Here is a 12765-nt window from a genome sequence, read left to right as displayed (position 1 = left end):
GGCGGCGAACAGGCAACGCTCGGCACCGCCCTGGGAACCCTGCAAGCCTGCCGGGCCGCGGTGACGACCACCCCGATCGAGGCCGACCCGCGGGTCTCAGGACTGTACGCCGAGCTCGGCGTTGCCCAGGGGACGTTCACGGCCGCCCAGGGCGTGCTGACCCAGACCCGGGCCGCCGTGGGCGGGATGGCCGCCGCGGGCACCTGGCTTGCCGACAACGGACCCGACCACCTGCTGGATGTCACCAAGGCGTCATTCCAGGGCTCGCTCAGGCTGGTGGGCGGCGGGGCGGTGACGATGAGCGTCGCCTACACGCTCATGAACCAGCACGGCGCGGCGGCTGTCGCGTTCGACTTCCATGATGTGGAGAACGGTTTCGTCGCGCTGGTCGACATCCTGAAGCAACAGGCCGGCGCCACGGCGCCCCGCGGTTGAGGAGAGCAGTGATGTACAGCCACGTGCGATTCGTGTTCTACGAGACCGACACCCATCAGCAGTATCGGCCGTCCTGTCTACCCAAACCGGTCGACTTCGGCACAGAGGCGCAAATCCGAGCACAGTATCTGCTGGAGGTCGCCCGATTCATCGCGAAGAAGATCGCCGACGATCCCGTCACCGTCAACGGGACGGTTCTCAACGTCTTTCTCGCGCCGGAGTTCTACTTCCGCTCGTCGCAGGGCCAGGAGAGCGGACACAACCACTACGGATATTTCGATGTCCAACAGGCCCAGCATTCAATCAAGGATGCGGTCCGCAGTGACAGCCTGTTCAACGACTGGCTGCTGGTCCCCGGAACGGCGGTGTACAGCAAGCAGACATTCGACTCCCAGGGATCCTTCAAATACGTCATCTTCAGCGAGGCCTACGCCGTGGCGCGGGTCTCGGCGCAGGTCACGACGGGAAACCAGCTCTTCCACTGGACCTGCATGAAGCAGGACTTCTCCGACGTGGACCATCTCGACAACGATGTCAACGCCATGAGCACAGGCAAGACAAGCGCCCAACACGCCCACCGTCAGATCATCTCCGTTGGTGGCCTCGACATCGGGATCGAGATCTGTCTGGATCACAGAAGCGAGGTGCTCAAGACCACGGCGGTCGCCCAGCAACCCGCCCGGAACGTGGACATCCAGCTACTGCCCGCCTGTGGGATGGACGCCATCCCGACGAGCGTTGCGGCCCGGACCGGTGGCTACGTGCTGCGGTGCAACGGCAACAACTACCAGCCGCCGCGGGGGAAAGCCTACCAGGTCGGGGCCTGGCCGAACGGGCATCCGACCGCCGGCACCGCCCCGATACTCACGGAGATCGACACCGGGATACTGGTCTACACCCTCCCCAGCACGCTCCAGATCAACCCCAGCCCGTGGATCCCCGACCGGGTGGGATACCTGCGCCCTCAGCCGTTGTGACCGGCCGCCCGGGCTGACCGGCGAGGCCCGTCTCGCGCACCGTGACGCTGAGCCGCCCGTGCCGCATACCCAGCTCGGGCGGGGCGCTGCCCGGCATCGTCCGTGGGACTCCGTGATAGGCCAGCCGGGACGGTCCTCCGAACACGAACAGATCCCCGCTTCGCAACTCAACGTCACGCCACGGGCGGGTGCGCGTATGCGGATTGCCGAACCGAAACACGCACACATTACCAATACTGAAAGAAACCACCGGCGCCATCGTGTGCTCCGCCCTGTCCTGATGAAGACCGAGACGGGCATTGTCGTCGTAATAATTCACGATTGCCGCGTCCGGACAATAGGAAGCCGGCTCGGCGGACACCGTCGGGTCGATACCACTGGCATCGACGACCGCCGCACGCGCCATCTCCACGAGCCATGCCGGCAGCGGCTTGACCGGTGCGCCGTCACCGTCGCTGTCGTCTGCGTACCGGGAATAGCGATAGGGCGACCAGTGCCAGCCGAGGCAGACCGATGCGACCCGCAGCGGCGTTCCGTCCGGCATACGTGGATGGCGCAGACCCGCGGGCGGTGCCGCCCAACGTCGGGCCGCACCGAGCATACGTCGCTGCTCTACGCTATCGAGCCAGTCCGGCAGGAGAACGGCACCCGGCGCGACCACGGCCGTCGAGCGACCGAAAAGGCCGTCATCCATCGTCATCCATCGATCAGTTACCCAGCTGCCACAGCCGCACCGTCGCATCGCCGTCGCCGCTGGCCAGAAGCGTCCCAACCGGGGAGAACCCCACCGACGTCACCCAGCTGCCACGGCCGGTCGGCGGCTGACCGGTCAGCCGCTGACCGGTCAGCGGCTCGCCGAGCGGACGGGGTGCGGCCGGGTCGGCCACACCCCACAGCCGGACCGTCCCGTCGCCACCCGCGCTCGCCAGGAGCGTCCCATCCGGGGAGAACGCCACCGACCGCACCCAGCTGGTCTGGCCGGTCAGCGGCGGACCGAGTGGATGGGGCGCGGTCAGGTCGGCCACGTCCCACAACCGGACCGTCCCGTCGTCACCCGCGCTGGCCAGGAGCCTCCCCGTCGGGGCGAACGCCACCGACCGTACCTTGCCGACCTGGCCGACCTGGCCGGTCAACGGCTGGCCGAGCGGACGGGGGACGGCGGGGTCTGCGGGGCCGGCCGGGTCGGCCACATCCCACAGCCGCACCGTGCCATCCCAGCTGGCGCTGGCAAGCGTGCGCCCGTCCGGGGAGAACGCCACCGACTCCACGGCGTCGGTGTGGCCGACCAGCGGCCCGCCCAACAGGTGGGCGGCGACCCGATCGGATACGTCCCACAGTCGCACCGTGTGGTCGAAGCCGGCGCTGGCAAGCGTCCGCCCGTCCGGGGCGAACACCACCGACCACACCGCACCGGTATGGCCGACCAGCGGCTTGCCGAGCGGGCGGGGGACGGTCGGGTCGGTGAGGTCCCACAGCCGCACCGTCCAGTCCTCGCCGGCGGTGGCCAGCGTCCGCCCGTCCGGGGAGAACGCGACCGCGTACACCCCACCGGTGTGCCCGGTCAAGGGCTGGCCGAGCGCGCGGTGAGCGGTAGGCACGGTGACATCCCACAGCCGTACCGTGCCGTCGCCACCGGCGCTGGCAAGCGTCCGCCTGTCCGGGGAGAAGGCCACCGACCGCACCTCGCCGGTGTGGCCGGTCAGCGGCGGGTCGAGTGCCCGGAAGGTGGGAACCGGCGTCGGCGGTATGGACGTGGAGGGGACCGGCACAGGTGGGACGGCGATCGGAGGCCGGGGCGCCAGGGCGACGTAGGCAAGGACTGCGCCGACCAGGAACAGCGCGACAACGGCAACCGCAACGAGGATACGGCGGCGCAGGATCGGGTCGTCAGGATCCGGCCCTGATTCGCGCACCGTCGGGGACGGTGCCGGCGGGATGGCCACGGACAGCTGGTCGGCGGCGGCGCGGACGTCGTCGTCGAGCCGGAGCACGATGCCGGAGCGAGCGGTCCACCCCGGGCCGTATGCGGTCGCCGCGGCGCGAGCCAGGTCGAGGGCGAAGGCGTGCGCGGAAGGCTGGCGGGCTTTCGGGTCGTTGGCCAGCGCGCGCATGATCACATCGGCGATCGGTGCGGGCACCCCGGCCGGCGGTGGGGGGATAGTGCCGAGGTGGTGCTGTGGGGGCACATCTGACGGCAGGCTCGGGTCGAAGGGCGGCGTCCCGCTCAGCAGGTGGTAGAGCACGATCCCGAGGGCGTACAGGTCCGTGCCCGGTCCCAGCCGACCGCCGGTGATCTGCTGCTCGGGGGCCATGTACCGCGGAGTCCCGACAACCGCACTGGCCGCGACCGCCGATCCTGCCACGATCTTCGCGATACCGAAGTCGGTGACTTTGACCAGGCCGCCGGCGTCAAACAGGATGTTGTCCGGTTTGATGTCGCGGTGCAGGACGTCCCGGTCATGGGTGTAGGACAGCGCCGCGGCAACCGCCAAGCCGACCGCGCAGGCGGCCTGCGGGGACATGCCGGCCCGGCGGCGGGTCAGCGTCCCCCCGCCCAACCTCTCCATGACGATCAGGTGCAGATCGTCGTCGGCGACGTAGTCGTGGACCCGCACCACATGTGGATGATCAAGGGCGGCGAGCAGCTGCGCTTCCGCCGCGAACCCCGCGGTCGCGTCGTCGAGATCCGCTACCAGAATCTTGATCGCAACGTCACGGTTCAGTCGACGGTGTCGGCCGGCCAGCACCAACCCGAACGTGCCCCAGCCGAGGACCTCACCCAGCTCATAGCCAGGTAGCGCCGCGGCGACCCGCGCCGGGTCAAACGGCATGTACCGACGGTCGGCGGATCCCCGCGACCCCCGCCCCTACCAGCACAGATCCGTTCATCGTCTCCCCTGCACGCATGCCCCCCGGTGCGCTGCGCCGATCCTACCCAGCGCCCCCTGCCCCAGCCCCGACCCCCGGTCACCGTCCGCCGTCGTGAAACCCGGTTGGCGCCGACCCGACGCAGATCACGCGCGGGCGCCGCTCTCCTGCAGTCTCGTGTGTCATTCTCGGCTGAGAGCGCCCGCCGACAGGGGCGTGGATCAACCGGACAGACCCCAGCAGAAGGGAGGCGGAGCATGGATGAACAGGGCGTTGCCGCAAAGCTACAGCCGCTGCTGTACGAGCCCAATCCCAAACACAAACCGGTGCCCCTTCCCGGTAGACATGGGTCAATCTGTCCTCGGGATGCCGCCGGGGAGGCTCTCCTCGCGACAAGCGACCTGTACGGCCAGAAGAGGTATGCAACCGATGGCGCCCGCCCGTACTGCGCGCAACAACACGACGCTCAACGCAACGCATGGCACGGATATCCCGTCGACTGGGACGAGGTTCCCCCTTTGCTGGTAGGGGACTGGGTAGCGGCTGGAAAAGTCGATCGCCGGACGGTTCGCCGAGCGAAGAGGCGGCGGGAGCGGTGACTCTCAAGTGGGAGCGGTTCACCGGGAGCACAGACGTGTTTGCCGTGCGGCTCGGTTTTATGCCCGATCCTGACGAAGGCCGTGCGGCTGGCCCGGAAGAATCGGCGTCATGGGGATCCCTTCAGCTGTGGGTCGAAGATCAGAATATCTGCACGCACATCGATCAAGGTGAAGTGCTGCAGAGCGTTCACTGGTATCTCCTACCCTTCCTGGAATGGCTCGTAGATTCATGGAACCCCCTGCTCCACGAGGAGCGTCCACCAAACCGCAACGCGGGTGATTCTGCCGTCTCCTCGCTCGAGGCAACCCGGAATGCTCCTGAGCTCGCCGGCGAAGCGGCGACTATCGCCTGGGAGCAAGAATGGTTCGAGTGGCGCGGGCGCCATGCGGTACGAACGGCTCGGGCCGGCGGGCTGTTTCCGAACGTGCTGTTTCGCCGCCTGCGTGACCACATAGAGATCAGCTGGGCGGAGGAGGGCCTCGCCGGCGCCCCCGAAGGCTTCCAGTTCAGCGCTACCGCAGGCAGGTCCCTGCTGACACCGGAAGAAGTCGCCGGCCCGCTCCACGAGGTCCTTGCCGCAGCTGTGGCGTATCTGGGGAACACCATCCCGAGTAGCGAACGCCTGGCGATACTACAAGCCAAGATCGGCGATCTGACCGTTCCAGCGCAACACGATATCCGGCTACGATGGCTCGCCGGCCTGGCAACCGCACCTCCCATGTCGAAACGACTTCTCGGCCGAACTACCGAGGAGGACATCAGGTCCACCTGGTCGGCAGTGCTGGGGGCGCTGGGGGGCCAGCGGCGGGACGAAGCTGTGCACGCTGCGCTGGCGACGGACGACACTCCGCTGGTCATAGCGGGTTCATGCCAGGCAGCCCTTTTGTTCGGCGCCGTGTCGCCAACGGTCTCAGAAGCCGACGTACGGACACTCGCACAGGTTCTCATCGATCAGTACAGCGCCTCGGACGTCGAATCGGAGTACTTGAAGGAGCTGACTACACAAGAATCACTTGGAGCTGCCGTCACGCCTTGGGAACAGGGCTACGACCTTGCCGAGTCGCTTCACCAGAAACTTCACGTCACAGGTGACTGGATCGACGTCGAGCACCTTTTTCAGGATCTCGGGATTGCCCGATTGGACCACGGGCTCGATGATCCTACTATACGGGCCTGCAGCATTGTTGGTCCACAGCACAGGCCGACGGTCGTCGTCAACGGCAGCTCTTTCTATGCGGACAACCACGCAGCCGTGCGGTTCACCCTGGCACACGAACTCTGCCATATTCTTTATGATCGGGCGCAAGGGCGCCGCCTGGCAATTGCGAGCGGCCCCTGGACACCCCGGGGAATCGAGCAGCGCGCGAACGCGTTCGCAGCCATGTTCCTGATGCCTCCGCACCTGGTGGCGACTGCCGTGGCGGACTCCCCCGACCCCATCAGCGACCCGAACGGGGTCCGGACGGTGGCGTCTCGCCTGCACGTCAGCAACCGTGCGGCAATCGAGCACCTCTACAATCTCACCCTTATGGACGAAAACCAGCGCGACGACCTGCTACGCAAGCTGGGCCTGACCATCTATTAGTTTGTCGTTCTCGGAACGGCGCGACGATCTGGCCGAAGCAGGATCCCGGTGACCCCCATCCGGGCCTATCGCTCGACAGCGTGACCCGGGGGTAGCCAGCGCGGATCACGGCCGGTGAAAGCAACAAGCCGGTCGACGGGGGCGGCATCCGCCGGCACCCCGACTTCCGGGCCGAAGGCGCCGCCGCGGTACTGGGGCTGGAGCATCTCGCGCAGCGCCGCCAACGCGAACTCCGCCTGTTCGGCGCTGAACGGCAGCGGTTGGCCGGTGGCCGCCGCCAGGTCCCACCCGTGCACCACGTACTCGCCGACCATCATCCGGTAGACGAAGGGACCCGGCGTGGGGGGTCCGGTGAGCGCGACCATGGCTTGCGGCCCGCCGGCGCGCCACCGCCGCAGCACGCTGGCGGCCGCGTCCGCGAAGTCCGTGGCTGGCTCGGGACCCGGTCCAAGCGTTTTCGGGTCCACTCCCGAACGGCCGGCAAAACCGGCATCGAACATCCGCAACCAGCTCACCATGTGCTCGACCAGCGCCTGAACGTCGAAGTTCGGGCACGGAGTCGGCCGTTGCAGGGCATCCGTGGCAACAGCCGCGATCAGCGCCCGCGCCCCGGCCAGCACGCCTTCCAGCATCGCGCCGTCATCGGCAGCCGGGGCTCCCGGCGCTTGAGCTGGCGTCGCCTGACCGGACGTCGCCTGACCTGGCGTGTCAGAAGCTGTCGGTGTCACCCTGCCCACCCTAGACCCATTGCCCTAACCCATAGCTGGACAGTTGGTTACCGATACGGACTGTCAATGGGAGCGATCGTCAGACGCGGATCACGCTCAGGCCCGGCACGTCCGCGTAGTCATCATCCTGACTGACCACCGGAACATCGAGGGCGAGCGCGATGGCGGGCTCGATGACGATGCGGGACAGGGTCCATTCCAGCGCCGGACGCCTGATGGGCGGATGCACCACCTCGACCAGCGTCGCCACACTGGTGATCACACGCATGTCGTCGGCGCGGGCCAGTGCGAGCCATGCGGTGACCTCGCGGTCGCGCAGGATGCTTGGCCGCAGCGATGCGCCGGACGGAAATGCCGGCCGGGCACCGGGCACGCCCGACGACCCTACCTGGCGCGGATCGTGACATTCTTGGCCCATGGGTGACGGGGACGAAACATCTGACACGTCAGGTTCAGGCAGCGACGATCACTACGACTTCTTCGTCAGCTACACCGACGCGGATGAAGTCTGGGCACAGTGGATCGCGTGGCAGCTTGAGGCGCAGGTACGGTTCGGCGAGCGGCGCGCACGGGTGTTCGTGCAGGCGTGGGACCTCGTCCCGGGCACGAACTGGGCGACCAGCATGCACCGCACGCTGCCGGCCTCGGCCCGGGTGGTGCCCGTCCTGTCCCCCACCTACCTGACCGAATCCCGGTACGGCAACGCCGAGTGGCTGGCGATCTGGCCGGACGACCCCGAGGGGCTCAAGCGCCGAATCGTGCCGGTGATTGTCGCGCCGTGCAAGCCCACCGGGCTGCTGGCCACCATCAACTCCATCGACCTGGTCGGCCGCGACGAAGCAGCCGCCTCCGACACGCTGCTCGCGGGAATCACCGCTTCCGTCGAAGGCCGCGCGAAGCCCACCGTCGCCCCGCAGTTCCCCGGCCCGGACGGTAAAGCGGCGCGCGGCGCGGGCCAACCGGCTTTCCCCGGACCTGGCAGCGCAGGCGGGCAGCCGGCCGTCACGGTGCTGCACATCTCCGACACCCGGTTCGGGGCGCACCACGTGCGCGGCAATACCGGGCTGACCGAGGCCGACCGCGCCCACTCATCGCTGTTCGGCCGGCTGCACGACGACCTGCGGGACCGCGCCGACACCGACGGCCTGCGACCGGACCTCGTCGTGGTCACCGGCGACCTGACCGAGAGTGGCACGAGGGGCGAGTTCGACCAGGCGTACGATTTCCTCGTCGCGCTGGCGGAGCGCCTGGAACTCGACCGAAACCGGTTCGTGATCATCCCCGGCAACCACGACGTCAACGGCAAGCTATGCAACGCCTACTTTCTGCAGTGCGAAGCGGCCGACGAGACTCCCCTCCCGCCGTACTGGCCGAAGTGGGACTTCTTCGACGCCCTGCTCGGGCGGTTCTACGGCACCAATGCCGTGATCGGCTTCGCTGTCGGCGCCGAATGGTCGCTGGTCGAGATCCCCGACCGCAAAGTCGTCGTGGCCGGGCTGAACTCCACCATGGCCGAGACCCACGAGGAACACTACGGCTGGCTCGGTGAACACCAGCTCCACACCGTCACCGACGCGCTGCGCCGCTACGAGCGGGACGGTTGGCTGCGGATCGGCGCCGTCCACCACCACCCGATCCGGGGCGCCACCTCCGACGACGAGAACCTGCGCGACGCCGACGATCTGGACCGCATCCTCGGCCCGCACCTGAACCTGCTGCTACACGGCCACACCCACGACGGCCGGGCTAGCTGGTTGCCCTCCGGGCTGCCGGTCACATCCACGGGCAGTGCCGCAGTCGACACACCCGCCCGTCCGGCTGCGGTGCCGATCCGGTACCAACTGCTCCGCATCGACCGGGACGGGTTCACCCGCTACGCCCGCCGGTATGAACCCGACCAGAGACGCTGGACCGGGGACCTTCGCATCGACCCAGCCGGTAACTACTGGTGGCTACACACACCGAGCGCGTTCCGATCGGTACACGCGGCGTTTCCACCCTCGACCCCACCCTCGACCCCACCCCCATCCTCACTTGGGGACGAGCTGCCCGACGAATTGTCCGGACCGCCGCCCTTGCCACCCGACACGCTGGACGAGATCGCGGAGGTGGCCCGCCTGCGCTACCCGGACGCGACGGTCACGCGGATCGAGGCGTCCGGCGAGCGGCCCGCGCATCTGCGGGTACGGCGGGCCGAAGGCCAAGTGGTGGAACAGCGGGTGATCGGTCTGGTCGACGGCGCGATGGACGCGGCGGCGGTCGACGAATTCGCCAGGACGGTCCGGGCACCGTATCTGGCCGCCTTCCCCGGCCTGTTCACCGACCTCATCTACACCGGCGGGACGCAGGCCACGCCCGAGCTGGTCGCCCACGCCGAGCGGCTGGGCGTGCGGCTGCTGAGCATGCCCGAATACCAGGGCGTACTGGACCTACGCGGCTACGTCACGCGGCAGACGGGCCGGCTGCGCGCCGACACGGACTACCCACCCGAGCTGTATGTGCCCCAGCGCATCCGACTGATCAAGCGCGCCACCGGCACCGCAACCGGCACCGTGACAAGCCCCGTGACCGGCCCCGCCCTCGACCAGATCGTCGAGTGGCTGACCACCGACGAGGCCCGATTCATCCTCGTGCTCGGCGACTCCGGCCACGGCAAAACCTTCCTCGCCCACGAACTCGCCCTGGCATTACCCCGCCACCTCCCACACGTCGACCCGATGCTCATCGAGCTACGACAACTGGAGAAGTCCCTCGAGCTCGACCGGCTCATCGCCCAGCACCTGGTGGACTCCGAGATCCGCCGGCCAGACCTCGACGCCTTCCGCTACATGCTCACCCAGGGCCGCCTCGTACTCATCTTCGACGGCTTCGACGAACTCGCCGCCCGAGTTACCTACCAGCGCGCGGTCACGCACCTCGACACCCTGCTCGCCGCCCTCGACGGCCACGTCGAGGGCGGCAGTCGCCCGGTGACCGCCAACCGGGCGAAAATCGTCGTAACGAGCCGGGCCGAGTTCTTCCTCACCGACCACGAGGTGCTGACGAAGACCGGCGAGAGGGTCGAACGGACCCTCGGCCGATTCATCGTCCAGCTGACGCAGTTCACCCCCGAACAGATCCATGACTTCCTCGTCGGACGCTTTACCCGCACGCTCGCAGTGGAGTTCCCCGACACCGATGCCCGCGGCGCGGAGGCGCGCCGGCGTGCGGCGGCCCGCCTCGAGCTGATCCGGGATGTGCGGGACCTCCCCGACCTGGCACACAACCCGCGGCTGCTGTCCTTCATCGCCGAGCTGGACGAAGACCGGCTGCGCGCGGTGCGCCGGCGCGGCGGTGCGGGTGCCGCAGCCAGGACGGTTACCGCGGCCGACCTGTACCGGGAGCTCCTCGGCCAGTGGCTAACCTACGAATGCGCCCGGTCACCGGAACTGACCGTCGGCGAACGGGAGTTCGCCGTCACCAAAGTGGCCGTGGCCATGTGGCGCGACGGCGCGGCGCTCATCGACGTGACCAGGCTGACCGAGATCGCCGCCGAGGTGCTCCGGTCGATGCGTGACCCCCGCGGTCTCACCCCGGCCGAGACCGCCATGCTGCTCGGTTCAGGGACTGCGCTGCGGCGGGACGCCGAGGGCAGGTTCTCCTTCATCCACCGGTCGGTGATGGAATACCTGGTCGCCGCCGTCATAGCCCGCCAGGTCACGACAGGCGGCCATACCGGCGGCCATACAGACAGCCATACCGGCGGCGACCCGGCCGACCAGACCGACCATCCCGGTGGCCTGCTCGCGGCCCGGGAGATGTCAGAACTGATGACCGACTTCTTGGCAGACCTGGCCGGCCGGGACGAGGCGGCCCGCTGGGCCCAGGACACCATCGACGACGCGGACGCGCCCATAGTGGCCAAGGCGAACGCGGAGCTGGTCGCACGGCGGCTGAACATCCCACTACGAACCGGGGCGAAGTTCGCCGATACCGATCTCGCCGGCAAGGATCTCTCCAACCAGGACCTACGCAACGCCGACCTACGCCGGGCGAACCTCACCGACGCCCGCCTCGACCACGCGGACCTACGCGACGCCAACCTACGCGACGCCAACCTCACCGGCGCCTCCCTGACCGCGACCACGCTGACCGGCGCAGACCTGACCGGAACGAAACTGACCAGCGCGACGGTCCGCGACGTCAGCGCCGACGGACTGATCGCCCGCAGTGCCGATCTCGACGACATCCAGATCATCGGCGGGACGCTGCGAGCGCCCGACCTGACCGGCGCGTCCCTGCGGGGGGCGCGGGTGACCGGCGCCACGCTCGCCGGAGCGGACCTGACTGACGCGGACCTTTGCGGTGCCCGCTTCACCGACACGGACCTGACCGGGGCGGTGCTGAAGGATAGCCGGTGGGGCCGGGCTGCGGTTCTCGGTGGACGGCTCGGCCCAGCCCAGGATGCACCCGAGCTGGCCGCGGCGGCGGTCGCCGGACGCGATCCTGCGCAGACGGTGCCGCGGTCGGCGGCCTCACGGCAGTACTCCGTCGCGTTCTCCCCGGACGGCACCATGATCGCATCCGGATCGGGCGATGACACCGTACGGCTATGGGACACCGCCACCGGCCGTGAGCTGCGTTCCCTGACCGGCCACACCGGTTCGGTGTTGTCGGTGGACTTCTCCCCCGACGGCACCATGATCGCCTCCGGCGGGTACGACCGCACGGTCCGACTGTGGAACACCAGCACCGGCCAACAGCGACACACCCTCACCGGCCACACCGACCGGGTGTGGTCGCTTGGTTTCTCCCCTGACGGCACCATGATCGTCTCCGGTGGGTACGACCGCACGGTCCGACTGTGGAACACCAGCACCGGCCAACAGCTGCGCGCCCTGGCCGGCCTCACCGACTGGGTGTCGTCGGTGGGTTTCTCCCCCGACGGCACCATGATCGCCGCCGGAGGGAACGACCGCAAGGTCCGGCTGTGGAACACCAGCACCGGCCAACAGCGAAACACCCTCACCGGCCACATCGGCACGGTGTTGTCAGTGGGGTTCTCCCCGGACGGCACCATGATCGCCGCTGGAGGAGAAGACGGCGAGGTACAGCTGTGGGACGGCCACCACCGGCCGGGAACTACGAGCCCTGACCGGCCACATCGGCACGGTACGGTCGGTGGGATTCTCCCCGGACAGCACCATGATCGCCTCTGGGTCGGACGACCGCACGATCCGACTGTGGAACACCGGCACCGGCCGACAGCTACGCACTCTCACCGGCCACACCGACACGGCGCGGTCGGTGAGGTTCTCCCCCGATGGCACCATGATCGCCACTGGAGGGGAAGACGGCACGATCCGACTGTGGAACACCAGCACCGGCCGACAGCTACGCACTCTCACCGGCTACACCGGCACGGCGCGGTCGGTGGGATTCTCCCCGAACGGCACCATGATCGCCGCCGGGTCGGGCGACGGCACGATCCGACTGTGGGACACCACCACCGGCCGGAAACTGCGCACCCTGACCGGCCCCATCGGCTCGGTGTGGTCGCTGGGGTTCTCCCCGAACGGCACCATGATTGCCT

At 68.5% G+C, this 12765-nt stretch carries 7 protein-coding genes and 2 pseudogenes; 5 read left to right on the top strand and 4 right to left on the bottom strand.

What is annotated here, in order from left to right; all coding sequences use genetic code 11:
- Positions 1-435: hypothetical protein (locus U9977_RS09915; RefSeq protein WP_322748917.1), on the top strand; the 435-nt coding region annotated here is incomplete at its 5' end.
- Positions 436-446: 11 nt separating this feature from the next.
- Positions 447-1412 carry a hypothetical protein gene (locus U9977_RS09910; RefSeq protein WP_322748916.1) on the top strand — a complete coding sequence of 322 codons (966 nt, stop codon included), beginning with the start codon at positions 447-449 and terminating at the stop codon, positions 1410-1412.
- Here U9977_RS09910 and U9977_RS09905 read toward each other — a convergent pair.
- Both U9977_RS09905 and U9977_RS09900 read right to left on the bottom strand, forming a co-directional pair.
- On the bottom strand, positions 1354-2106 hold the full coding sequence (locus tag U9977_RS09905) for an alpha-ketoglutarate-dependent dioxygenase AlkB (RefSeq protein ID WP_322748915.1): 753 nt from the start codon (positions 2104-2106) through the stop codon (positions 1354-1356). The two genes, U9977_RS09910 and U9977_RS09905, sit on opposite strands and share 59 nt — an antisense overlap.
- 13 nt (positions 2107-2119) lie before the next feature.
- Complete coding sequence (locus U9977_RS09900) at positions 2120-4243, bottom strand: serine/threonine-protein kinase (RefSeq protein ID WP_322748914.1); 2124 nt, start codon at positions 4241-4243, stop codon at positions 2120-2122.
- 671 nt (positions 4244-4914) lie between these two features.
- Between U9977_RS09900 and U9977_RS09895 the strand changes: the two genes are divergently transcribed.
- Entirely contained in the window at positions 4915-6465 is a 1551-nt protein-coding gene (locus tag U9977_RS09895; RefSeq protein ID WP_322748913.1) for an ImmA/IrrE family metallo-endopeptidase, read from the top strand.
- Between the two features lie 65 nt (positions 6466-6530).
- Here U9977_RS09895 and U9977_RS09890 read toward each other — a convergent pair whose 3' ends face one another.
- Both U9977_RS09890 and U9977_RS09885 read right to left on the bottom strand, forming a co-directional pair.
- Positions 6531-7193 carry a TIGR03086 family metal-binding protein gene (locus tag U9977_RS09890; RefSeq protein ID WP_322748912.1) on the bottom strand — a complete coding sequence of 221 codons (663 nt, stop codon included), beginning with the start codon at positions 7191-7193 and terminating at the stop codon, positions 6531-6533.
- Positions 7194-7359: 166 nt separating this feature from the next.
- A pseudogene (locus U9977_RS09885) lies at positions 7360-7611 on the bottom strand (DNA-binding protein); the annotation flags it as partial.
- On the opposite strand from U9977_RS09885, the pseudogene U9977_RS09880 reads away from it, so the two are divergent.
- Together U9977_RS09880 and U9977_RS26895 are read left to right on the top strand one after the other, a co-directional pair.
- Positions 7610-12241 (top strand): annotated as a pseudogene (locus tag U9977_RS09880) (TIR domain-containing protein); the annotation flags it as partial. The pseudogenes U9977_RS09885 and U9977_RS09880 overlap by 2 nt on opposite strands.
- A 112-nt stretch (positions 12242-12353) precedes the next feature.
- Positions 12354-12765, top strand: a 412-nt coding sequence (locus U9977_RS26895; RefSeq protein WP_416210539.1) for a WD40 repeat domain-containing protein, incomplete at its 3' end; no start/stop codon positions are given.

This window comes from Protofrankia sp. Cas8, from assembly GCF_963555845.1.
Classification (GTDB): Bacteria; Actinomycetota; Actinomycetes; order Frankiales; family Frankiaceae; genus Protofrankia.
This window is presented reverse-complemented; position numbering and strand designations above follow the sequence as displayed.